The organism is Paraburkholderia dinghuensis (assembly GCF_003837865.1).
GTDB lineage: Bacteria > Pseudomonadota > Gammaproteobacteria > Burkholderiales > Burkholderiaceae > Paraburkholderia > Paraburkholderia dinghuensis.
Genome location: NZ_RQIS01000009.1, coordinates 213,915 through 238,188 on the forward strand (window position 1 = coordinate 213,915; position 24,274 = coordinate 238,188).

At 61.4% G+C, this 24,274-nt stretch carries 15 protein-coding genes and 1 pseudogene; 14 read left to right on the forward strand and 2 right to left on the reverse strand.

What is annotated here, in order from left to right; translation table 11 throughout:
• Nucleotides 1-215 precede the first annotated feature (215 nt).
• The 4 genes from D1Y85_RS14350 to D1Y85_RS14365 all read left to right on the forward strand — a co-directional run bounded on the left by D1Y85_RS14350 (nt 216) and on the right by D1Y85_RS14365 (nt 6,764).
• Nucleotides 216-797: a hemerythrin domain-containing protein gene (locus D1Y85_RS14350; protein ID WP_124151716.1), complete on the forward strand. Its 582-nt coding sequence runs from the start codon at nt 216-218 to the stop codon at nt 795-797.
• A gap of 389 nt (nt 798-1,186) precedes the next feature.
• On the forward strand, nt 1,187-1,837 hold the full coding sequence (locus tag D1Y85_RS14355; RefSeq protein WP_124151717.1) for a BON domain-containing protein: 651 nt from the start codon (nt 1,187-1,189) through the stop codon (nt 1,835-1,837).
• 960 nt (nt 1,838-2,797) lie between these two features.
• A complete protein-coding gene (locus D1Y85_RS14360) occupies nt 2,798-5,917 on the forward strand; it encodes a diguanylate cyclase (protein WP_124151718.1) in 3,120 nt (1,039 codons plus the stop codon).
• A 382-nt stretch (nt 5,918-6,299) separates the two neighbouring features.
• Nucleotides 6,300-6,764 (forward strand): hypothetical protein, encoded by a 465-nt coding sequence (locus tag D1Y85_RS14365; protein WP_148089146.1) that lies wholly within the window; start codon nt 6,300-6,302, stop codon nt 6,762-6,764.
• A gap of 72 nt (nt 6,765-6,836) precedes the next feature.
• Here D1Y85_RS14365 and D1Y85_RS14370 read toward each other — a convergent pair whose 3' ends face one another.
• Nucleotides 6,837-7,124: a hypothetical protein gene (locus D1Y85_RS14370; RefSeq protein ID WP_124151720.1), complete on the reverse strand. Its 288-nt coding sequence runs from the start codon at nt 7,122-7,124 to the stop codon at nt 6,837-6,839.
• Between the two features lie 739 nt (nt 7,125-7,863).
• Between D1Y85_RS14370 and D1Y85_RS14375 the strand changes: the two are divergent.
• The 3 genes and pseudogenes from D1Y85_RS14375 to D1Y85_RS14385 all read left to right on the forward strand — a co-directional run bounded on the left by D1Y85_RS14375 (nt 7,864) and on the right by D1Y85_RS14385 (nt 11,728).
• Nucleotides 7,864-9,406 (forward strand): annotated as a pseudogene (locus tag D1Y85_RS14375) (methyl-accepting chemotaxis protein).
• 48 nt (nt 9,407-9,454) lie between these two features.
• Nucleotides 9,455-9,763, forward strand: coding sequence for a hypothetical protein (locus tag D1Y85_RS14380; protein ID WP_124151721.1), 309 nt, complete (start codon nt 9,455-9,457; stop codon nt 9,761-9,763).
• Nucleotides 9,764-10,177: 414 nt separating this feature from the next.
• Nucleotides 10,178-11,728, forward strand: coding sequence for a methyl-accepting chemotaxis protein (locus D1Y85_RS14385; RefSeq protein WP_124151722.1), 1,551 nt, complete (start codon nt 10,178-10,180; stop codon nt 11,726-11,728).
• 110 nt (nt 11,729-11,838) lie between these two features.
• On the opposite strand, the gene glcC is transcribed toward D1Y85_RS14385, so the two are convergent.
• Nucleotides 11,839-12,609 carry a transcriptional regulator GlcC gene (gene glcC / locus D1Y85_RS14390; RefSeq protein WP_124151723.1) on the reverse strand — a complete coding sequence of 257 codons (771 nt, stop codon included), beginning with the start codon at nt 12,607-12,609 and terminating at the stop codon, nt 11,839-11,841.
• Between the two features lie 216 nt (nt 12,610-12,825).
• Between glcC and glcD the strand changes: the two genes are divergently transcribed.
• From glcD to D1Y85_RS14425, 7 genes are all read left to right on the forward strand, one after another.
• Entirely contained in the window at nt 12,826-14,325 is a 1,500-nt protein-coding gene (glcD, locus tag D1Y85_RS14395; RefSeq protein ID WP_124151774.1) for a glycolate oxidase subunit GlcD, read from the forward strand.
• A complete protein-coding gene (glcE, locus tag D1Y85_RS14400; protein ID WP_124151724.1) occupies nt 14,325-15,392 on the forward strand; it encodes a glycolate oxidase subunit GlcE in 1,068 nt (355 codons plus the stop codon). Before glcD ends, glcE begins: the two co-directional genes overlap by 1 nt.
• Before the next feature lie 18 nt (nt 15,393-15,410).
• Entirely contained in the window at nt 15,411-16,646 is a 1,236-nt protein-coding gene (gene glcF / locus D1Y85_RS14405) for a glycolate oxidase subunit GlcF (RefSeq protein ID WP_124151725.1), read from the forward strand.
• Between the two features lies 1 nt (nt 16,647).
• Nucleotides 16,648-17,052 (forward strand): heme-binding protein, encoded by a 405-nt coding sequence (locus tag D1Y85_RS14410; RefSeq protein WP_124151726.1) that lies wholly within the window; start codon nt 16,648-16,650, stop codon nt 17,050-17,052.
• A gap of 73 nt (nt 17,053-17,125) precedes the next feature.
• Nucleotides 17,126-19,300 (forward strand): malate synthase G, encoded by a 2,175-nt coding sequence (locus D1Y85_RS14415; RefSeq protein WP_124151727.1) that lies wholly within the window; start codon nt 17,126-17,128, stop codon nt 19,298-19,300.
• Nucleotides 19,301-19,431: 131 nt separating this feature from the next.
• Nucleotides 19,432-21,075, forward strand: a complete 1,644-nt coding sequence (locus D1Y85_RS14420; protein ID WP_124151728.1) for an L-lactate permease — start codon at nt 19,432-19,434, stop codon at nt 21,073-21,075.
• A 644-nt stretch (nt 21,076-21,719) separates the two neighbouring features.
• Nucleotides 21,720-24,272, forward strand: a complete 2,553-nt coding sequence (locus tag D1Y85_RS14425; protein ID WP_124151729.1) for a type VI secretion system Vgr family protein — start codon at nt 21,720-21,722, stop codon at nt 24,270-24,272.
• The last annotated feature ends 2 nt before the right edge of the window (nt 24,273-24,274 follow it).

Sequence of the window (24,274 nt, forward strand, 5' to 3'; positions counted from 1 at the left end):
AGCAGAAACCGGTAAATGACGCCTCCAGTATCACCAGACAAATTCCGTCTGCGTATCCAGATGCCTTCACGATTTCGCGTCTCCGAATGCGTTTGACGCAAATCAATGGCAGTAGCGCTCCAGGGTACAGACTGTAATAGCGACCACAACCGCGTCGCGCTTCGGCGCGAGACCGTATTGCGTCGCGATCATCCCAGGTTTTCGCGAGACATCTCATGGATACGTTCGAGTTGCGCCGCGCCACCCAGATCATCGTCCGCGAGCATCAGCGGCTCACGATGGTAGTGGACGGCCTGCTGCGCTTTGTGCACCTGCTCGGTATGGAAAAGCATCCGCCGGGTACGGGACTATTTCGCGCGATGCTTTACTACATCCGCGAATATCCAGAAAACATTCATCATCCCAAGGAAGACCGCTACCTGTTCGCTCATCTGCAGGAGCGTACCGATACGCTCGACGACGTGATCGACGAATTGCGGCTTCAGCATGTCGACGGAGAAATGCATGTACTCGACCTCGAGCGTGCGCTTACGCGGTATGAAATAGAGGGGCGGCCGGCGCTTGCGGATCTGCAGCAGCAAGTCGAGGCGTATGCCGCGTTCTATGCCGCCCACCGGCAACTGGAGGAGGAAGTCATTCTGCCGGCGGCTATCCGCTATTTGACGGAGGAGGACTGGCGCGACGTCGATGCCGCCTTTGGCGCTAACCGCGATCCCATGGAGGGCGTCAAGGCCGAAGAGGATCTAGGCCGGCTCTACGCGATGATCGTGAATACGATTCCGTCCGCAGATGATTGAATACGTTAATGAGCAGTCCGCGCGGGATGGGTCTTGTGGCGGCAGGTTTTTCATTGGAGACATTGTGTCGGTATGCCATCGACGAGCCCAATTTAGTATTCGCTTAATCCACACCGGTCGGAAGCGCGGTACTGATCGGTTCCCGCAAGCCGTGCGCGTCGGCAAACGATTTCTTGCGAACTGACGTTCACGCGACGTTTAGCGCGATGAGCGCGACTATCATGGTAGGCGGAAACTTCAGAAAGCACCGTGACCGCAGTTGGCGCCTCCAGGTCTGATCCGCGCGAATGCTATTGGCGTGGAGCGGTGGTGGCGCGGGTCGAAGATAAAAAGATCGATGGCATGACGCAGGCGCAGTGTGCGTTGCCTCTTCTCAACAGGAATGGACGATGAAGACCGATCTGGATCTGAAGCATGACGTCGAGGAAGAACTGGAGTGGGAGCCCGCGGTCACCGCGTCCGATATTGGCGTCGAGGTGAATGACCGCGTGGTGACGCTATCGGGGCATCCTTCGAGCTACGCGGCGAAGCTCGCCGCCGAGCACGCTGCCCGTCGTGTCGACGGCGTGCGGGCGGTAGTCGTGGAGATGCAGGTGCGTCTGGCCGGACACGATGTGCGCACGGACGAGGACATCACGAACATCGCGCGTTCGATACTGCGCTGGACGGTTGGTCTGCACGAGGATTCGGTGCGCTTGCAGGTCGATCGCGGCCACGTGCTGTTGACGGGGGAGGTCGACTGGACATGGCAAAGCCAGATGGCTGCGCGCGTGATCGGCCAGCTGCGCGGTGTGACGGGTGTGGTGAACCACATCGACGTGCGCCATACCCTCGAACCCGAGACCATCGGCAGGCAGATTCACAGTGCAATGCAACGGCACGCCGAGCGCGAGGCGGCCCATATCCGCGTGACGGTGCACGATGGCACGGTCAGGCTCACGGGCAAGGTCCATTCGTCCGCCGAACGCGCGGTGGCGCGTGGCGCGGCATGGTCGGCGCCGGGCGTGCGCGCTGTGATCGACGATCTGATTGTCGAATGAACGAGAGGGCGACAGCGCGGCGCGACATTAAAGTTACCGCTTTGCGCGCAGGAAAATATCCGTCGCCGGCTCGCGATCAATACCGCGCGTCCTTCGACTTTCCACCATTCGGTGTCAGTGCTCACGGAATTTTCTGGTTATGTGCGTGGCTTAAACACTAATTCGCTGCGGCTAGTGAGGATCAATTCAATAGTCGAGGTGGGCCGTAAAAGCGTGGATCACGCCGATACTGATCGGTAGCTTTGCCGTTCTGCACAGGCTCCTATCCAGCTTGCTCAATATCAAAAGAAGAAACCGTCGCCTGAAATTTATTCAGGATGAAGTCGTAAACGTGATTGTCCCATTACGCTTGAGGCCGCGTCATACGGACATGCGTCAGCCTTGGCTATTGATTTTGCATAGCCGGGATTATTGCGATTCAGAGTAGTGAATATAGACGCGACAATGCATAAGGACGTCGCAATGATGGAGTGTATCCGCGGGATATGCGATAATTTTTAGACGAATGGGTATCAATATGAGCCCACAGGTAAAGTTGCTCGCGCAACCGTATGGAAGATGCAAGGCTTGAATCAGCTATCGCGGGAACGCGGCGCAATAGTTTGTCCGTCGAACAACAAAATTGAATTTGCTGCCGACGTGGTGAATTCATGAATACTTGTTCCCGGTGACAGTGAGAGAACCGGTGTGTCATTAAAAGCACGCAGGGACATGCCGCAAGGTTTGAGCCAAATGCTGTGCTATCGGAAAACCTGACGTTGGCGGTGAATAACCTCGTCGAGTTTCGTTAAGGTCGCCCAGCAAGACAGTTATATGAATGGAGTTGCAGCAAGAATGGCGCGCCCGGGGATAGTGCAGTGATCGAGAAGAAATTGTGCGCGAAGACAAGCGCTTGATGCGACGGGCTCCCGGGTATTGGAGGGAAGTTCGTCCGGTGATAATTCGGGGGAATCAGGCGAAGTGGAATTGACCTTGCTGGCGTTACAGGACGTCATGCTCTCGGCGATGACCGCCAATTCGTCTCTCTCTGAGACGATGTCCGCGTTGTGCAGCGAGGTGCAGCGTATCGCGCCTGAAATCGTCGTATCCACACTCAGGCTCGACAGCGACGGTGTGATTCATACGCTCGCTGCCCCGGGTTTGCCGTCCAGCTCTGACGAGGCGATCGATGGAAAGCAGGTCGCGCCCGACTTCGGAACCTGCGGCCCCGCGATGCTGTTTGGCCGGCCTGTCCTTACGCGCGATATTCACGAGGACCCGAACTGGCGTTCGCTGATGCCTCTGGCGAAGCTGCTGGGTTTGCGGGCTTGCTGGTCGAATCCGATCAAAGATCGAACCGGGCGGGTGCTCGGCAGTCTCGCGTTCTATTTCCGCCAACCCACGGAGCCAACCGACTTCCACGGAAGACTTGCCGAAGCGTGTCTTCGCCTGTGTGTGCTCGCTTTCGAACATGAGGAAGCACACAGCAGCCTGCAGCGCCTTGCGTGGTTCGACTCGCTGACCGGGTTGCCGAACCGCGCCATGCTCGAAAGAGAAGCTGATCGCATTCTGGCTCGGGCCCGCCGGGCGGGTTCGGGCGTTTCCGTTTTGATGCTCGATGTCGATCATTTCAAGCAACTCAACGATACCCTCGGACATCTGGCCGGCGACAAGGCGCTGCGCCTTATCGCGAACTGCATCGCGGACAGTCTGCTGCGCTCTGAAGGTATAGCAGCCCGTTACGGTGGCGAAGAATTCTGCGTGGTGCTCCAGGATGCCGGTCAGCGCCAGGCCATCGAGGTTGCACAGTCCATCCGGCGTTTGGTCGAGGAAGGACGATGTGGGAGTGTCGCGGGCGTTCAGGGTGGGTTGACGGTCAGTATTGGCGTATCGACTTTCGACGGGCGCTCCGATGATTCGTTCGAGGATCTGATTGGACGGGCAGATCAGTGCCTGTACGAGGCGAAGCGCACGGGACGAAACAGGGTGGTTGCGCCTCGGCCCTCCGCTGGCGACGATTCGCAAGGCCCGTCCAGCACGACTGGTTTACGCGACAGCCTGGAGACGCCAGGGGTTGTCAAGCTGGAAGAACTTGCTCATCTGTATGGCGACGATCTGGCGCCAGAGATGGCGGCGCTGACCGAGGTTCTGAGACCCGTCGTCGCTACGGTCGTTGAGGAGTTCTATCAATACGTTCAAGGTCTGCCAGGCGTGGGCAAGTTCATGCGGAATCTGGCGGATACCGAGCTGTATGACCTGAAACGGCGTCAGATAGAGAACCTGATGCTGGTGGCTTCGCCCGATTTGACTTCCGCGAAACATCGGACGTCTAGCCTGAAAGCAGGACGCCTTTATGCAATCTTCGGCGTGAGTTCCCGGGATCTCGCGCATGCCCAGGAGATCCTGCACGCCGTCGTGAGCCGACACGTAGATACGACGGCGCACCATGCGGCGCTGGCGACGCTTTCCCGCCGGTTGACCCGCGATCTCACCTGGCAGATCGAAGCGGCGCGACTGGTCCACGAAACGTCTCAGGATGTACTGCTCCGTATCACCGAACTGGCGTGGAGTGCGGCGAGTCACGCCGATCTGATCGTCAAGGCGGCGGCTATCCTCGGCGCGTTGGACGGCTGCGTCGGCTGCTCGTTTGGGCGTCCGGCGATCGACGGCGCTTTTCGCTTCGAGTCAGTGTCCGGCGAGGCGTTGAGCGCCTATCTGGCCGACATCGAGGCCACGGAAATCAGCGTGATCACCAAGGGGGAGCGGTCGCAGGGGCAGGGGCCGACGGGGCGCGCGTGGACCGGCGGGCAAGTTGAGCGCTGCATGAACGTCGAAACAGACTACAGGATGCGGCCGTGGCGCGACATCGCACGGCGATACGGAATTCGCTCGAGCGTCGCGATTCCGCTGTCGCCGCCGAATCGCACGCCGGGCACGGTGCTGACGTTGTACAGCAAGCTGCCGGGAGGCTATGCGTCTGCGGAGCAGGTTGGCTTCATCCGGCAGGTGCAGGCCTTGCTGACGTTCGCCATTGCGCGTCTGGAGAGTGGCTCGCGAACGTTGCATGCGTTGCCGTGGTCGACGCGACAGCGCTGGGCGAGCCTGATCGGGACATCCGCGCTCGAAATGCACTATCAGCCGATCAGGGATCTCGTGTCGGGCCGGGTGAAACGGGCCGAGGCGCTAGCCCGCTTACGGGACGGCGACGAAATACTGGCGCCGGGCAAGTTCTTTCCCTGCCTGTCACGTGAAGACTTCGTCGTGGTCTATACCCGGGGACTTCATCAGGTACTGGAGCAGCAGAATCGCTGGTTGAGCGACGGGCTCGACATCGAGCTGTCCGTCAATCTCCCTGCCGAAGCCATTCACGATCCGCGATTTTACGAAATTACCCGCGAGGCGTTGCGCCAATATGGCAGCCGGCCGCAGCGATTGATGCTTGAAGTGCTGGAGACGTCGGATACGGTTTCGGGCCAAAGTTTGCGCTACGGGCTCGATCAATTCAGGGCGCTCGGCATCAAGCTCGCGGAAGACGACCTGGGCGCCGGGCACAGCAGCCTCGATCGTCTGCGCTCGCAGCCATTCGATGTGATCAAGCTTGATCGCAGTCTGGTGCTGGGCGTCGAACAAACTCCGATCGACGTGCTGAGTTCCATATACCAGCTGACCAATCTGTGCCATGCGCTCGGCAAAACCGTTGTGGTGGAAGGTGTTGAAAGCGTCGACCTGATCGATGCGGTCGCGCTGTTGGGTGCGGACGCGGCTCAGGGTTACGCGATTGCACGTCCGATGCCCGCAGCTGGACTCACCGAATGGATGCGACAGCACAGCGAGGCGTGGGAAGCACCCGATCGCGCGAATCCGGAAGGACACCTTGCGAGGCTCGCGAAGCTGCTCATCTGGGAAACTCATCTGCGACTGCTATTTGGATCGTCGCGTTCCCGGGTATTTGAAATTCAACCTGCGGATGTGCCGATCCTGCCATTCGATTCGGTCGATACGGCTCTGCAAATGTCGCTTCTGGACGCCGCGAGGCATCACGGCATGGTTGCCCCAGAGTATCTCGCTGCTCGTGAGAGGCTGATCGCGGCGTTGATGTGACGATGACGCTGCGTATCGGCAACCCATGTCGGCTTCACGCCTCAGGTCCGGATCTGCGGAGCGCGTAGCTTCGATCCAACGCGCCGGAGTAGCGCTTCCAATGCCACGAATTGGCCGCGCCGGGCGGGATTCCCGCGGCGTGGGCAAATACCGCATTTCCACACCAATGCTGTCGCTCAAGAAAACGCTTGCACAGTCGTTATTCCTCAAGGGATCGCCGTCCGCAGTTGTCCGGACTCGGGCGCGGGCAAGGAGCAGATCGGGCAATCGCCTTCATCTTGTTGTTCTCCTTTAAAATTCCCGGCGCCTGCCGTTAAGGCACACCTGGTCATCTTCAGCACTCCGGCGATCCCGCGCGAGGTTGTGGAAGGTGACACATTCCGTGAATAACCAACGGCCAGTCCTTGCGACGGGTTGGAATACTCAGCGGCACATGACGTGCCCTATCGTCTCGATGTTAAAACGGTTGCTCTGCATTATTGGCTTTGCCGGATTGATGGCTGCATGCTCGCATGATGGTCCGGACAATCTGGTCGGCACCTGGGGAGAGTCGATTCAGGGACAAATCTATCCCGTCTTGAAGATCGAAAAAACCAGCGGGCGCTATGTACTGTACACAAACGCTAACGGGCACTGGTACCGGGCGAGTGAGTACATGTACGTCGCCACGAAGGCCGATCTGGAGCAATTGCTCCACCGTCCGGTGAGAAGCAGCGTGACCGGGCTGAAGGGGGGTGTCGCAGCGGTGTTCATGGTGCCGGCCGGCTGGGTCGAGGGAACGTTTGCAACGCATACTGGATTCTTTGCCGTGACGTGGTTCGGCCCGATCGAATTGATCCGCATTTGAGCGCGCATTTGATCGCGAATTTGATCGATTTGTCTGCGATTCAGTTGTGTGGAATTCACATCGGCGGGCGATTCAGATCGTGACGTCGCCGGAAATTCTGGCATAAGCGAATGCGCTCGCCTTGGGTGTGTTTGCCATATTCCGGCTTGGTGGCAGGTGTGGATGCCGCAATGCCGAACTACTACTATTGATGCAAAGTTTCCACCCGGAATTGTCGAGGCCGACAAGGAACAGAGCGGAAAGCACCGATAGCTCATCGTATACAAAACCGATCCCGCTCCACCCCATACCAGCAACAGTCTTGACCGTTTCGTCGTGGATTCGCATCCACGCCACGGCATCCAGCATATTGTTTGCCAATTAATCGACGCCATCGATAACCGGTTAACCTGGAGTGCTGCAACAAATCCGTCTGTCAGATTAAATGGGTTGCATAGATCGCTAATTGTCTTTTTGCCGCTTCATAAAAGCCTTGCTAAGTCGTTACGCTGTAACGAATTAGAGAGAGATTAAAAAAATTTATAGGTGAAACCCCCTAAAGATTTTCTCGGGCAGGCCGAAATTTGATCTAGAGCATATGCGGAAGCTTCAGTCCGCTAAAAGAAATTGATGCGACCGTATGCATGACCGGCGCGCACCCCAATACAAAATGACACGCCAACTCACGAAGTACCGAACAGGCACGCGACGTCGATGCTTTGACACGCTCTTTGCCTGCAGCGTTGTATTCGATTCCGGCGCCCTCAGACCGGCGACCGTCACGTCGAATGACAACGGCATTAACGCAAATACGATCACCAGCCGCGTTACGAGCACGAACCTCCGCCTCAAAGGCGTGGACGTGCCAATCCGCAGCGCCCATACGGACGTCGCTCCGGTCAATCCGCGTGCTACTACGATCAACGACGTTGCGCTGATCCAATCCGGTCGCGTCGCCTTTCCGCCAGGGGCGGGGAGCGTCGTCGAGTTGCGAATCAGCATGGACCTTGTGCCCACGGGCAATGCGACCGACTGGCCCGCCGTCCAGTCAGCATTCAGCCTCGTCGTTTGCCATCGGGCATAGGCGGCATCTCGCATCACTTTCATGGAGGCGTGTTAATTGCGCGACAACCAGCCCGTTACTCAAAAGGAGTACGAACTAGAAGGCAACGCGACGTTGATGAGCGTTACGGACACGCAGAGCCATATCAGCTACGCCAACTCGTCATTTATCAGCGTCAGCGGATTTGATCTCGAGGAGCTTCAGGGGCAGCCCCACAACATGGTCCGCCACCCCGATATGCCGACGGAAGCCTTCGCCGATTTGTGGTCTACGGTCAAAAGCGGACTGCCGTGGACGGGGCTGGTCAAGAACCGGCGCAAAAACGGTGACCATTATTGGGTGCGCGCCAACGTCACGCCGGTTATTCGTCATGGCGCACCGACCGGATACATGTCTGTGCGGACCAAACCTTCACGCGAAGAGGTGGCCGCCGCGGAAAGCCTGTACCGTGATTTTCGTGAAGGCCAGGCGGGTGACCGCCGTTTCCACCAGGGTATCGTCGTTCGCACCGGGCTGAAGGCATTTCGCTCTTTTTTTCAGGTAGCGAGTGTGCGTACGCGTATCTGCCTGCTCGGTGTCGCATTTGCCATTTGGGAGATCCTCGCTTGCTTGATTTTCGGCTTACCGCCTTTGCATACGATCGAAATCCTGGCCAGCGTTGTGGTGGGGATGTCGGTCTTCGGCCTGCTGCTCAATTGGCAGATTTCCCGTCCGCTCGAGCGGCTGCTGAAAGAGGCCCAGGATGTTGCGTCGGGTGAAAGCCATACGGTGACGCCGCTAAATCGCGTCGACGAGATAGGCATGCTCAGTCGCTCCATCGGGCAGTTGGGCGTGATGTTCCGATGGCTGTCAACCGATGTCGGTGAGCAGATTTCCTGGGTCCGGGCGGCCAGTCGCGAAATCGCTCAGGGCAACGTCGATCTGAGAAAACGCACCGAAGCCGCAGCGACCAGCGTCCAGCAGACGGCAAGCGCGATGACACAGATGACGTCTGCAGTGCAGAGCAATGCGGAAACATCGCACGAGGCCGATGCACTCTCTGTGAGCGCGCGAGGCTGCAGTGAAAGGCGGAACGTCGGTTGAGAAGGTGATGGACACGATGGCCGACATCTCAGCGAGCGCGAAACGGATTACCGACATCATCGGCGCGATAGAGGGCATTGCATTCCAGACCAACATTCTTGCGCTCAACGCGGCGGTCGAAGCCGCGCGCGCCGGCGAACAAGGTAAGGGCTTTGCCGTGGTCGCTCAGGAGGTCCGCGCGCTTGCGCAGCGTAGTTCGGATGCCGCGAAGGAAATCAAGCATCTGATCGAGGACAGTGTGGGGAAAATCGCGTTGGGTTCGCGCCTCGTCAATGAGGCCGGGCAGGCGATGGACGATATCGTGACGCAGGTAAAACGCGTCTCGGCTCTGATTACTGCAATCAGTTCGGCGACGGCGGAGCAAAGCGTCGGCGTTACGCGGGTGGACCAGGCGATCGGCAATCTCGACGAAATCACCCAACAAAACGCCGCGCTGGTCGAGCAAAACACAGCAGTGTCGGAGAACTTGCAGCAGCAGGCGACACGACTGGTTGATGCCGTCGAGGTATTCCACTGAGGCCATGAGGAAAACTATGTTCATGAACAGTGTTCGAGAAGGCACGGCGTGATCGGGGACGGCGTGGAGGTTGATGAAAAGTCGCAACCGGAGACGCGGCTAGCCAGGGCAGCGCTCAGGCTGCTCGCTCATCATGCGATTGTGAAGGCCCGCGAGGCAGCCGATGCGACGAATGGCAACGCACTCGCAAGCGTCAGGCAGTCCGTGCTCAATGAAAAACTGGCCGCCACGGTGCGCGTGGAGTTTCCCGCCGACGCTGATGTTTTCTTCGAGGAAATCGAGCGCATGTTGATGACGATCGACCGGATGCAGGGGGGGAGTTCGTCCGGTGATAGTCATGAGTCTCAGAAGGAATAGCGACAGTGTCGACGGGCGATAGTTGACGACCACACTCCGCCAGAACCGGATAGTCAGCCGGGTGACGAATGGGAGACGTTCTGTTCTTGATCGATTTGCGTGCTGGATGCTCGAATGTCTGGTGTCCAGGATCGACAGGGTGGTCAAGAGTCCTTCGTGGCCCGAACCCGATCCGGGAATGGCTTATTCGCCGTTGCCTGAATGGGTTTCCATAGAGTAGGCCGGGACTAATTCAAAAGATGTATGCGGGCTACGAGGTGCCGCGGCCAGTCGCCCCGCGACGAGGAATATCTTCCCCCACGATTTCCGACGCACTAAACGGCGATCATGTAAAAGCCTAAAGAAATAGTGTAACCGTGCCGTAAACGTAGACAGCCTGTGTATCTGCAAGATCGAATAACAGACGGAGTGACCGTGAAACTTTCTTTTTCCCAGAAGCTTTGGGCGCCTCTCATCCTTAGCCTTGCGTTCTTTGTCGTGATGTCGGTCGTCGACGCTTACCGGATTCGGGAAGTTCGCTACGACGAGAGACAGAGGGATCTGATTCACGCGACGGAACTGGCAATTGCGACGACGAAGGCGTATGCAGAGCAGGCGACAGCCGGAACCATCACGGTCGACGAAGCCAAAAAGCAGGCACTGGCAGCGATCCGGGGACTGCGTTATGGCCAAGGCGGGACCGGGTATTTCACGCTGTTGAATTCCGAACCGGTCATCCTGATGCACCCGATCCATCCGGAAATGCAAGGGCGGAACATGAACGATTACAAGGACCCCAACGGGGTGGCCTTGTATCGCGATACCGTCGACATCGTCAAACGGGATGGCCACGGCTTCGTCCACTATTCGTTCCCGAAGCCCGGTACCAATGAGATCGGCCCGAAGGTGTCGTATGCGGCTGCCTATGAACCGTGGGACTGGATTCTGCAGACCGGTGCTTACACCGATGATATTGACGCTGCATTCCGCACCTCTCTCTATCAGAGCCTCGGTGGTCTCGTGATTGCTGCCGCGGCGCTGGCTGCCGTTGTGATCTGGCTGAACCGTAGCATCCTGAACACGCTCGGCGGCGACCCGGCCGTGGCGGTCGACATTGCCAGTCGTATTGCGAATAACGACCTGTCTGTCGTTGTTCACACGGCGCCGAACGATCGCTCCAGTCTCATGCATTCGATGAAGCGCATGCAGGAGCAATTGAGCACGATGATCCGGACGATTCGCAGTTCCACCGAATCGATTGCGTCAGCGACCGGACAGATCGCCGCCGGCAATCAGGATCTGTCGCAGCGCACGGAAGAGCAGGCCGCATCGCTTGAAGAGACCGCCGCGAGCATGGAGGAGCTGACCTCCACCGTCAACCACAATGCGGACAACGCGCGTCAGGCGAGCAATATCGCTTCGCACGCGTTGGACGCTGCAAAGCGTGGTGGTGGCGTCGTGCAGCAGGTGGTCGAAACCATGAACGGCATCAACGCGAGCTCGGACCAGATTGCCAGCATCGTCGGCACGATCGAAAGCATCGCGTTCCAGACCAACATCCTCGCGCTCAATGCCGCTGTGGAGGCTGCGCGTGCCGGAGAGCAAGGGCGTGGTTTTGCGGTCGTTGCTGCCGAGGTGCGCTCGCTGGCTCAGCGTGCTGCGTCCGCATCGAGGGAAATCAAGGACCTGATTCAGGACTCGGTCGGTCGCGTGAAGTCCGGGGCCGAGTACGTCGATTCGGCGGGTACCACGATGGGCGAGATTGTCGAGGCCGTGAAGCGCGTCACGGACATCGTGAATGAGATTTCGGCGGCGTCGGCAGAGCAGAGCAAGGGAATTTCGCAGGTCAGCGAAGCCGTGACCCAGATGGACTCGGTGACCCAGCAAAATGCCGCGCTCGTCGAGCAGGCTGCTGCTGCGGCGCATTCGCTGCAATCACAAGCTCAGGATCTTCGGTCGAACGTTGACCAGTTCCGGCTCGCCTGATCTCGCACCGAAGGCGGCGGCTATTTCGTCGACCAGACTATCCGTGCGGTGCAATCCCGCTTGATCGACGACGCGTCGCTTCGAGTGCAACGCGAACTTGATTGAGGCGGTTACTTCCACCCTTCGAGCCGAAGGGTGGCCCGCACGAGGCGCTGCTCTTCGCTTTCGATCTCGCGCAGATATTCGATGACGTTGCGGATATGCTCGCTGGCCGCCTTGCGTGCCTGCTCGGGCAACCGTCCGGTGACGGCGTTGTAGAGGCGCGCGTGCTGCCGGTCGATCTGCCTCTTGAGCGGCTCGCGGTGGTAGAGGTTGTTGACGGACGCGAAGACCGAGCTCAGCAGCAGGTCGGTGAGCGATTGCAGCGTGTTGACAAGGACCGGGTTGTGCGACGCCTCGCAGATCGCGCGATGAAACGCGTGGTCGAGCTTCGCGCGTGCTTCCGGCGGCAGGTCCTGCGTCTCGGGCGCGATCATCTCTTCATAGCGCCGCGTGATCAGGATGAAATCGGCATCGGTTCCGCGCCGTGCCGCGAGCCGGGCGGCTTCGGCCTCGAGCATCCCGCGCACTTCGAACAGGTCGTAGAGCGTGCGCGGCTGCGATGCGAGCAGGTGCATCATCGGCGTGATCTGCTTCTGCTCGGTCAGGTCCGCGACGAACGAGCCCTTGCCATGCACTGTCTCAATAACGCCGCGTGCGCGCAGCAGCTTCATCCCCTCGCGCAGCGCGGTGCGCGACACGCCGAGCTTTTCCGTCAGGCGGCGCTCGGACGGCAGCGCCTGCCCAACCTTGAGGATGCCGTCGACGATGAGCTTCTCGATACGCTCGGCAGCCACGTCGGCGACGCGTCGCGAGAGAGCCGGTTCTGCATTCAATTTCATACTGGTATGACCACTTTTGCGCGACATGCGTGATTGTCGCATGAACCGTTGAATTCATTGACTTTTGCGGTCGTGGCAGGTCACCAGAGAAGAGCCTCTATAAAAAACTGGTATGACCACGGCCGCTGGCACTGGACAACAGGTCGCACACCCAGAAAAATCGCCAGATTCATGGAATAGGGCACCATGCCTCGCACGCGTGGTGGAGACAAGGCAATGAGCTTCATGTACGACGAAGCGATCGACGGCCCGCTGCCGACGGTCGATCGCGCAGAACTCGCGGCTGCGCTGCGCGCGGGTGCACCCAAGCTGGAAATCCTGACAGATCGTGAGGACCTGCGGCCGTTCGAATGTGATGGCCTCGCCGCCTATCGCGCGGTGCCGCTCCTCGTCGTGCTGCCGTCGACGGTCGAAGAGGTGCGCGCCGTTCTGAAGATCGCGGCCGCACGCGGTGTGCCGGTCGTGGCGCGTGGTGCGGGCACAGGCTTGTCGGGCGGCGCGATGCCGCTCGAGAAGGGCATCCTGCTCGTCATGGCGAAATTCACGCGGATCGTCGAAGTCGATCCCGACGCATGCGTCGCGCGCGTGGAGCCCGGCGTGCGCAACCTCGCGATCTCGCAGGCTGTCGCCCAGCACGGTCTCTATTACGCGCCGGACCCCTCGTCGCAGATTGCCTGCTCGATCGGCGGCAATATCGCCGAGAACGCGGGCGGCGTGCACTGCCTCAAGTACGGCCTCACCGTCCACAACGTTCTGAAAGTCGACATGCTCACGATCGACGGCGAGCTGATCACGCTCGGCAGCGACGCCTTCGATAGCCCCGGCTTCGACCTGCTCGCGCTTTTCACGGGCTCGGAGGGGATGCTTGGCATCGTCGTCGAGGTGACCGTGAAGCTGCTGCCGAAACCGCCGAGCGTCAAGGTGCTGATGGCGAGCTTCGACGACATCGTTCGCGCGGGTGAGGCGGTAGCGAAGATCATCGGCGAAGGCGTGATTCCCGGCGGCCTCGAGATGATGGATAACCTGTCGATCCGTGCGGCCGAGGACTTCATTCACGCCGGCTATCCGGTCGACGCCGAGGCGATCCTGCTCTGCGAGCTGGATGGTTCGCACGATGACGTCGATGAGGACGTCGAACGCGTTGGCGCACTGCTGCAGGCGGCCGGCGCGTCGGATTTGCGCGTTGCGCGAGACGAGGCCGAGCGGCAGCGCTTCTGGGCCGGCCGCAAGAACGCGTTTCCGGCGGTGGGCCGCATCACGCCCGACTACTACTGCATGGACGGCACGATTCCGCGGCGCGAGCTGCCGCGCGTGCTGACGGGGATCGCTGCGCTGTCCGATCAATTCGGTCTGCGGGTCGCGAACGTGTTCCACGCGGGCGACGGCAATCTGCATCCGCTGATTCTCTTCGACGCAAACCAGCCCGGCGAGATGGACCGTGCCGAGGCGCTCGGCGGCCGGATCCTCGAACTGTGCGTCGAGGTGGGCGGCAGCATCACGGGCGAGCATGGCGTGGGCCGCGAGAAGATCAATCAGATGTGCGTGCAGTTCAAGCAAGGTGAGATCGAGTATTTCCACGCGGTCAAGGCTGCGTTCGATCCGTCGTGCCTGCTCAACCCCGGCAAGAACATCCCGACGCTGCGTCGCTGCGCCGAATTCGGCAAGATGCACGTCCACATGGGTCAACTTAAATTTCCCGAACTGGAGCGGTTTTGATGCGACGCGAACTGGATTCGATGGACGACAGCGCCGCATTGATCGCGCAGGTTGAGGCGGCACGCGCCGCGCGCACGCCGTTGCGCATCCGCGGCGGTGACAGCAAGGCATTCATCGGGCGCCCGGTTGACGCGCCTGAAATCGATACACGCCGCCATCGCGGCATTGTTCAGTACGACCCGACCGAACTCGTCGTGACCGCGCGCGCGGGCACGCCGCTCGCCGATGTCGAAGCCGTGCTCGACGAAGCCGGCCAGATGCTGCCTTTCGAGGCGCCCGCGTTCGGCGGCGCGGCCACGATGGGCGGCATGTTCGCAACCGGCGTGTCCGGTGCGCGGCGTCCGTGGGTGGGCGCGGTGCGCGACTTTGCGCTCGGTTGCCGCGTGATTTCCGGCGAAGCCAGGCACCTGCGTTTCGGCGGCGAAGTGATGAAGAACGTCGCGGGCTATGACGTTTCGCGACTGATGGTCGGGAGCTTCGGCTGCCTCGGGCTCGTGACCGAAGTGTCGTTCAAGGTGCTGCCGAAGCCGCGCGCGTCGCGCTACGTCGCGCTCGAACTCACGCCGGACGCTGCGCGCGAGCGGCTCACCGCCTGGCGCCGCACGGGGCTGCCCGTCACCGGCGCATGTCACGCGGATGGCGTTCTGCAAGTGCGCCTCGAAGGCGGCGTGGGCTCGGTACGCGGCGCGCGTGAAGCGATCGGCGGCGCCGATGCCGACGAAACGTTCTGGACCCAACTGCGCGACTTCACGCTGCCGTTTTTCGCCGATGCACGTCCGCTCTGGCGCCTGTCGCTGCCCGTCGCGGCGCCCAATTCGGCGTTGCCGGGCGACGCGCTCCTCGACTGGGGCGGCGCGCAGCGCTGGCTGAAGACCGAGGCGGATGCGAGCGAAGTGCGCCGCATTGCGCGCGAACTCGGCGGCCATGCCAGCGCGTTCACGCTGGGCGCAACCGATACGCCGTTCCAGCCGCTGCCCGATCCGCTGATGCAATTGCACCGGCGCCTGAAAGCGCAACTCGACCCGCTGGGGATCTTCAACCCGGGCCGCATGTACGCGGATCTCTGACGCTGACTGCCTAATCCGATGCAAACCAATCTTAGCGAAGCGGCGCAGGCTCTCGAGCGCGCCGAAGAGGCGGAATCGATCCTGCGCGCGTGCGTGCACTGCGGGTTCTGTAACGCGACCTGTCCGACTTACCAGTTGCTCGGCAACGAGCTCGACGGACCGCGCGGCCGGATCTATCTGATCAAGCAGATGCTCGAAGGGCAGCCCGTCACCGAAAAGACGCAGCTGCATCTCGACCGTTGCCTCTCGTGCCGCAACTGCGAAACGACGTGTCCCTCGGGCGTTCGGTATCACTCGCTGCTCGACATCGGGCGTGCCGAGGTCGAGCGCCGCACGACGCGGCCGCTGAGCGACCGCTTGCTGCGCGCGGGGCTGCGCCACGCCGTGTCGCGGCCGAAAACTTTTGCCACGCTGCTCGGCGCGGGCCGCGCGGTGCGCGGTCTGTTGCCCGAGTCGCTGCGCGACAAGATTCCTGCGCAAGCCCCGGCAGCGAGCCCGCGTCCGCGTGCGCGGCACGCGCGTCGCGTTTTGATGCTCGAAGGTTGCGTGCAGCCGTCGCTCGCGCCGAACACGAACGGCGCCGCCTCGCGCGTGCTCGACCGGCTCGGGATCAGTGTGACGCCCGCGCCGCAGGCCGGCTGCTGCGGCGCCAACGAATACCACCTGAACGCGCAGGATGCGGGTCTCAATCGCGCCCGGCGTAACATCGACGCGTGGTGGCCCGCCATCGAGGCAGGCGCTGAGGCGATCGTGATTTCGGCGAGCGGCTGCGGCGCGTTCGTGAAGGAGTACGGCGACCTGCTGCGTTTCGATCAGGCCTATGCGGACAAGGCACGACGTGTGAGCGCGCTGGCGCGCGACCTCGTCGAAGTGATTACCGCCGAGCCGCTCGAAGCACTTGCACCCGTCGCCAGCAAGCGGATCGCATTCCACTGCCCGTGCACGCTGCAGCATGCGCAGCGCCTCGGCGGCGCAGTCGAAGGCGTGCTCACGCGCCTTGGCTTCGACCTGACGAGCGTGGCGAATTCGCATCTGTGCTGCGGCTCGGCAGGGACGTATTCGCTCACGCAACCTGAAATTGCGAAACAATTGCGCGACAATAAGCTCGATGCGCTCGAAGCCGGCAAGCCGGACGCGATCGTGACGGCGAATGTCGGCTGTCAATCGCACCTGAACAGCGCGGGTCGCACGCACATCACGCACTGGATCGAGCTTGTCGATTCGTTGCTGAACCCCGAATTGGAGAAAAACTGAGATGCAGATGAAACCCGTACTCGGCATTGCCGAAGCGACCCGAATCCTCGATGCAGCACGCGACGAAGCGCAGCGTAACGGCTGGGCCGTCGCCATCGCGGTGGTCGACGACGGCGGCCATCCGCTCGCGCTCGCACGCCTCGACGGCACGGCGCCGGTGAGTTCGTACATCTCGCAGGAGAAGGCACGCACCGCCGCGCTTGGCCGTCGCGAGTCGAAGGCCTATGAAGATATGATCAACGGCGGCCGCACCGCGTTTCTGAGCGCTCCGCTTGTCGCGACGCTCGAAGGCGGCGTACCGGTCATCGTCGACGGGCAGGTGGTCGGCGCCGTCGGCGTCTCGGGCGTGAAGTCCGATCAGGACGCGCAGGTCGCGAAGGCCGGCGCAAACAGTATCGCCGCGTAAGCACAGTAGCGCGCAGTTGCACGCAGTTGCGCATTCAGTTCAAGCAGCACAGTTCAAGCAGGAAGGAAGCGAAATGATCGAACACCACGGACTTAAGGTCGACGAAGGGCTCGCCCGGTTCATCGAAACGGAAGCACTGCCGGGTACGGGCGTCGACACCGGCGCGTTCTGGAGCGGTTTCTCGGCGCTCGTGCACGAGCTCGCGCCGCGTAACCGCGCGCTGCTCGCCGAGCGCGACCGCATGCAGCTCGAACTCGACGCATGGCATCGCGCGAACCCGGGCCCGGTGCGCGATCTGCGCGCCTACCGCGCACATCTGACGCAAATCGGCTACATCGTGCCGGCACCGGAGCGCGTTGTTGCGACGACCGCAAACGTCGACAGTGAGATCGCGTCGCAAGCGGGTCCGCAGCTCGTCGTGCCGCTGTCGAACGCGCGCTACGCGCTCAACGCGGCGAACGCACGCTGGGGCAGCCTGTACGACGCGCTGTATGGCACCGATGCGCTGCCGGAAGACGGCGGTGCAACGCGCGCTGGCGCGTACAACCCCGTGCGCGGCGAGCGCGTGATCGCGTTTGCGCGTGACTTCCTCGATCGCGCTGCGCCGCTCGCGAGCGGCTCGCACCGCGCCGCGACGGGCTACACGGTGGACGGCGGCAAGCTGTCGGTCAAGACCGCTTCGGGCTCGTTGCAGCTCGCCGATCCGGCGCAGTTCGTCGGATACCAGGGCGACGCCGGCGCACCGACCGCGATCCTGCTCAAGCACCACGGCCTGCACGTCGAGATCCAGATCGACGCGTCGACGCCGATCGGCGCGAGCGATCCGGCGCACGTGAAGGACGTGATCCTCGAAGCGGCCGTCACGACGATCATCGATTGCGAAGATTCGGTCGCGGCCGTCGACGCCAGCGACAAGGTCGAGCTCTACCGCAACTGGCTCGGCCTCATGCAGGGCACGCTGGTCGAGGAAGTCGCGAAGGGTGGCCGCTCGTTCACGCGTCGTCTGAATGCCGACCGCGAATACCGCGCACCGGACGGTTCGACGCTCACGCTGCATGGCCGCTCGCTGCTGTTCGTGCGCAACGTCGGCCATCTGATGACGACGCCCGCAGTGCTCGACCGCGAAGGCAACGAGATTCCGGAAGGCGTTCTCGACGGCGTCGTGACGACGCTCTGCTCGATGCACGACCTGAAAGCGAAGCGCAACTCGCGCAAGGGCTCGATCTACATCGTCAAGCCGAAGATGCACGGCCCGGTCGAAGTGGCCTTTGCCGCCGATCTGTTCTCGCGCGTCGAAGACCTGCTCGGCCTGCCGCGCGAGACGATCAAGATGGGCATCATGGACGAGGAGCGCCGCACGAGCGTGAACCTGTCGGCGTGTATCGCGGCTGCGTCGTCGCGCGTCGCGTTCATCAACACCGGCTTCCTCGACCGCACCGGCGACGAAATGCACACCGCGATGGAAGCGGGCCCGATGCTCCGCAAGGGCGACATGAAGTCGTCGGCGTGGATTACCGCGTATGAGCGCAGCAACGTGCTCGCCGGCCTGTCCGCAGGACTGCGCGGCCGCGCGCAGATCGGCAAGGGCATGTGGGCGATGCCGGACCTCATGCACGCGATGCTCGAACAGAAGATCGCGCATCCGCGCGCGGGCGCGAACACGGCGTGGGTGCCGTCCCCGACGGCGGCGACGCTGCACGCGATGCACTATCACGACGTCGACGTTCAGGCCGTCCAGCAGGAACTCGAAAAGATCGACTATGCGCAGGAACGCGACGCACTGCTTGATGGGCTGCTCACGGTGCCCGTCGTCGAGCGCGCGCAGTGGAGCGACGAGGAAATCCGCCGCGAAGTCGAGAACAATGCGCAGGGTATTCTCGGTTACGTCGTGCGCTGGGTCGAACAAGGTGTCGGCTGCTCGAAGGTGCCCGATATCAACAATATCGGCCTGATGGAAGATCGCGCGACGCTGCGCATCTCGAGCCAGCACATCGCGAACTGGTTGCGCCACGGCGTGATCACGCGTGAGTTCGTGCTCGAGGTGTTCAAGCGGATGGCGGCCGTCGTCGACCAGCAAAACGCCGGCGATGCGAACTACGTCCCGATGGCGCCGGACTTCGATGCGTCTTTCGCATTCAAGGCGGCGTGTGCACTTGCGTTCGAAGGCAAGGAACAGCCGAGCGGCTACACCGAGCCGTTGCTGCATCAGTATCGACTCGCCTTCAAGAAGCACCAGCGAGCGGGCTGATCCCAGGCGGGCGCCACGGCGCCCGCTTTTTTTTGTCGCTTCGACGATGGGCCGCGCGTGCTGCATGCGGCGCTTCTTCGAACCCGACAGCGTGTGGATATAAATCCCGTCTACGGGACAATGGAGACCAGATGAACCCTGTATTGCAGCTACCAGCCGGGACGCTATTTGCGCAGCCGCTGACTCCGGTGGGCAACTCGCTTGCCCTTTCGTTTCTCGTTGCCTGCATTCCGATCGCTGTCGCGCTCGTGATGCTCGGCGTGCTGCGCCGGCCGGCCTGGCAGGCGTCGCTTGCAGGACTTATCACTGGCCTCGTGATCGCGATCGCCGTGTGGGGCATGCCGGCCACGCTCGCGTTCGACTCCGTCGCCGCTGGCATGACGCTCGCGCTGGTTCCGGTGATGTGGATCGTCGTCAACGCGCTGCTGCTGTACAACATCGCGGTGAAGACGGGACGCTTCGACCAGTTCCGTCAATGGATGCTGGACCACTTGCCCGATGACCGGCGCCTCGTGCTGCTCGTCGTCGCGTTCTCGTTCGGCTGTCTGCTCGAGGGGATTTCGGGCTTCGGCACGCCGGTGGCCATTACGAGCGCACTCCTGATCGGCCTCGGATTCCCGGCGCTCGAAGCGCTTACCTTCACGCTGATTTTCAACACGGCGCCTGTCGCGTTCGGCGCGCTCGGTGTGCCGATTACGGTGCTCGGCGCTGTCACGTCGCTGCCGGCTGAGACGCTCGGCGCGATGGTCGGCCGCCAGCTGCCGTTCTTCGCGTTCCTGCTGCCGTTCTACGTCGTCGGCATCTACGGCGGCGTTCGCTCGATCGGCAAGCTCTGGCCCGCACTCCTGGTTTCGGGCGGCAGCTTCGCGCTTGCGCAGTTCATCACGTCGAACTTCCTTGGCTACCAGCTGACGGACGTGCTTTCGTCGATGGCTTCGCTGATCGTCACGATCGGCTTCCTGAAGTTCTGGAAGCCGGAGCATGATCCCGCGTTCTCGCTTTCCCGCACCGAGAAGCGCGCGACGAATCACTCGGAACGCGTCGGCTACGGCGGCTGGTTGCCGTGGATTATCGTGTCGGTCGTCGTGATCTTCTGGGTTCACGCGAGCATCGCGTCGATCGGTCAGGCGAACATCAAGTGGCCCGGCCTGCATAATGCCGTGTACATGACGCTCTATCACAAGTCCTATGCCGCCGTCTGGACGTTCCAGCCGCTCGGCACCGGCACCGCCATCCTGCTGGCGGCCGTGATCACGGCGCTCTGGACGCGTGTTGGCTTCGGCGGCTTCTTCTGCTGCGTCGCGCAGACCTGGAAGCAAACGCGTATCGCAATCGCCACCGTGATGATGATCGTCGCGCTCGCGTACCTGCTCAACTACTCGGGGATGAGCTACACGCTCGGGATGGGTGTTGCATCGACGGGTGCTCTTTTCCCGCTCGTGTCGGCATCGCTTGGCTGGATCGCCGTGTTCCTTTCGGGCAGCGATACGTCGGGTAACGCGCTCTTCGGCAACCTGCAGGTCGTGGCTGCGAAGCAACTCGGACTGGATCCGGTGCTGATGGCAGCGACCAACTCGTCGGGTGGTGTGATGGGCAAGATGATCTCGCCGCAGAACATTGCAACGGGCGTCGCGACGACGGACCTGAAGGGGCAAGAGGGCGTCGTGTTCGCCCGGACGTTCTGGCACAGCGTGTTCCTGACGCTGCTGCTCGGCGTGCTCGTGTTCATGCAGCAGCACTGGCTGAGCTGGATGATCCCGGCGCTGCCGCATTGATGAACGGCGGTTGACAGGCGCCGGATGATTTGACTGTCCGGCCGCCTGGTTCGATAAATAGGGCCTCGCTACAGCGATGTAGCGAGGCCCTTTGTCATTCCTGAGACGAGAAAGCGTGCTGCGGAAAGCGTGCTGCGCCATGCCGAAGCAGGCTCAGTCGATCAGGACTCCAGCGGTTTGCGCCAGTCGTTCGCGGTATCCGTGCCGGCGATGGCGTGCGTCCAGGTGATCTTGCAGAGGCGGGTGTAGCCATGTGAGCTCTTCGACCCGGGGCATACATGGCGACGACCTTTTCGTCGAGACCCATGAAGCGTCGTTCGTGCTTTGGGAATCGGCAGCGGTTCAGAACTGCTGTCACGGTCACGTGGCATCTCGATACGGGTCAGCCCGTCATCGGACCATTACCGAACAGATCAAGTAGCGCGGCAGGAATCGTCGGGGACCGTGAAGACGGGGCTTTTCGGTATGCGAAGCATATATTCTCGCGATGGCCATCATATGCAGTGGATACGAAATTACTGACAGCCCCGGCCGCATTTTGACGTTTTTTTAAAAATCGAGGCAGATCATCGTGGCAAAATCTCTCCAGACATTATGTTATCCAAAATTTATTTCTATTTTCGACCCATGAGGAGATATTTGATATGGGTAGGCTGCCCAATTCGTTGATGCTTGATGCAGGTATCGAGCAGACGAACCGGACCCTTATCCTGGACACCCCCCTCGGGGCGAAAGTGCTTTTGCCACAGCGCGTTATCGGTGAGTCCCGCTTGGGCCGGGATTTCGAGATCACGGTCGACGTCGTTTCCCGCGAGCATGCTCTCCAGTTGAAGAATCTGATGGCGCAGCCCGTCACGTTATGGGTACGTCAAACCGACGATTCGTATCTTCCCTGGCATGGCTACGTATACGCAACCCGACGCCTTGGAGCGGATGGCGGGCTAAGCTACTACCAGCTCGCATTTGCCTCATGGATGCGCTTTCTACAGTACCGGAAGGACGCTCGCATCTTCCAGGACCTGACGACTGCCGACATCCTGGCCGAAGTATTCAACGGACATTCGCAGGCGCGGGGTCGCTTCCGGGTCGATGTGAAAGACCCGGGGGCGGTTCGGTCGTATTGCGTCCAGTACGAAACCGACCACAATTTCGTCCATCGGCTGATGGAGTCGGAGGGGTGGTTCACGTATGTCGAGCATGCCGAGGACGGCAAGTCGCATACGGTTGTCGTGACAGACGATCTCTTTAATTGCATGACGCTCTCCACGCAGCGGGTATCGTTCTATCGCGGCGGCCGGGACGGTCAAGTCGGTACGCTCGTCGAATGGGGCAGCGAGCGCACGGCGCAAAGTGTCGGATACGCGTTTAGCACGGCAGACTACAAACGTCCGTTGCGGCCTTTGCAGCGGTCGGGCCGGTCCCCAGCCGGCCAAGGCGACATCCCGCAGCAACTGGAGGTCTACGAATACGCCGGCCACTACGGCTTCCCGGTTACCGGCGAATCGTATGACCGTGGCGAGCGTGCCGTGCGAATTCGTCTTGAAGAAATGGAATCGCGGGGCAAACGGTTTTTCGGAGTGGGCAGTGTGCCGTGCATGGACGCCGGCCGGTGGTTTACGCTCGAAGACCATCCCGAGCACGATGACGACAAGCCCAAAGACCGGGAATTCGCGATTCTCGGCGTTCGTTGGGCTATCCAGAACAATCTGCCGCTGGGCAATGGCCGGCCGTTTCCAGGCAGCCTGCAGCGTCGCCTGTCGCGCCTGCGTGCCGAGTACAAGGACCAGCAGGCCGCATTCGTCTCCAACGACGCGTTAGGCAACGAAAGCATCGTGCTGGTCGAAATCGAGGCCCAGCGTCGCTCCGTGCCGTTCCGCAGTCCGTTCGAGCACGGAAAGCCGGTCATGCACATCCAGACGGCCACTGTGGTGGGACCGGCCGGCGAGGAGGTGTACACGGACGCGTTGAACCGGGTGAAGGTTCAGATGCACTGGGACCGTCTGGGCAGCAACAACGAAGCGTCGTCGTGCTGGATGCGGGTGATCCTGCCGCACGCTGGCAAGGGATTCGGTGGTGTGTTTGTCCCGCGAATCGGGCAGGAAGTGGCCGTCAACTACCTGGACGGGGATTGCGACCGCCCGGTCGTGAGCGGGGTGCTCTTTCACTCTGCTAACACGCCACATTGGCATTCGAATGGCTTGCTGTCCGGTTTCAAGTCCCAGGAGTACAGCGGCCAGGGCTTCAATCAGCTTGTTTTCGACGACGCTACCTCGCAGAACCGGGCACAACTCTACAGTTCGACTGCGAATTCATATCTGCACATCGGCTATCTCATCGACCACAACGGCAATACGCGTGGCAACTACCTCGGCACGGGCTTCGAGCTGAAGACTGAGGCGTCTGGTGCACTGCGGGCCGGGCGTGGACTTTACGTATCGACCTACGCCCGGGGTGGGACGTCGAGCCAGCCGCTGGATGTGAAGGAGGCCACACAGCATCTGATCGATTCCAGCGGGGTGATTCAGCACCGCTCGCTTGCGGCAGCAGATGGCAAGGCCGAGACCCTGGACGACGTACAGGATGCCATCAAGGACTTCGCCGCAGCCACGCAGAGCGATGTGCAGGGCAATATGAACGGGGGCCGGACGGCGGGTGGAGGCACTGGAAGCGCCAACGGATTTTCGCAGCCCGTCATGCTGCTTGCCAGCCCGGCGGACATGGGTCTGTCGACGCAGAAGTCGCTCCATGCAGCCGCGACCGGGCATGTCAATCTCGTCAGCGGCGAGAGCACCTACGTTGCGGCGGCTGGGTCGTGGATTGCCAGCGTCGGCGAGAAGCTCAGCTTTTTCGTGCAGAACGCAGGCATCAAGCTGTTTGCCGGCAAAGGCAAGGTCGAAGTGCAGGCGCAGTCGGACAACATCGAAATCACCGCGGACAAAACCGTGAAGGTCGTTTCCACGGCGGACGCCGTCAACGTGCTTGCCGGGAAGGAAATCACGCTGAGCGCAGGCGGCGCCACGATTCGCATCGCAGGCGGCAACATCCACGTCCATGCGCCAGGGATGGTCGACATCAAGGGTAGTCCCCTCGTCTTCGATGGCCCGGCGAGCGACGCCGCTTCGGCACAGCTTGCGCCATCGAAGTCCTGCGCCCAGCAGTTTGCCGCCGCTGCACAGGCCGGCTCGGCGCTCGTATAGGA

Coding starts and splice junctions, on each gene's coding strand:
- D1Y85_RS14350 (WP_124151716.1), top strand. CDS start 216: ATGGATACGTTCGAGTTGCGCCGCGCCACCCAGATCATCGTCCGCGAG.
- D1Y85_RS14355 (WP_124151717.1), top strand. CDS start 1,187: ATGAAGACCGATCTGGATCTGAAGCATGACGTCGAGGAAGAACTGGAG.
- glcC (WP_124151723.1), bottom strand. CDS start 12,609: ATGAAATTGAATGCAGAACCGGCTCTCTCGCGACGCGTCGCCGACGTG.
- glcD (WP_124151774.1), top strand. CDS start 12,826: ATGAGCTTCATGTACGACGAAGCGATCGACGGCCCGCTGCCGACGGTC.
- glcE (WP_124151724.1), top strand. CDS start 14,325: ATGCGACGCGAACTGGATTCGATGGACGACAGCGCCGCATTGATCGCG.
- glcF (WP_124151725.1), top strand. CDS start 15,411: ATGCAAACCAATCTTAGCGAAGCGGCGCAGGCTCTCGAGCGCGCCGAA.
- D1Y85_RS14410 (WP_124151726.1), top strand. CDS start 16,648: ATGCAGATGAAACCCGTACTCGGCATTGCCGAAGCGACCCGAATCCTC.
- D1Y85_RS14415 (WP_124151727.1), top strand. CDS start 17,126: ATGATCGAACACCACGGACTTAAGGTCGACGAAGGGCTCGCCCGGTTC.
- D1Y85_RS14420 (WP_124151728.1), top strand. CDS start 19,432: ATGAACCCTGTATTGCAGCTACCAGCCGGGACGCTATTTGCGCAGCCG.
- D1Y85_RS14425 (WP_124151729.1), top strand. CDS start 21,720: ATGGGTAGGCTGCCCAATTCGTTGATGCTTGATGCAGGTATCGAGCAG.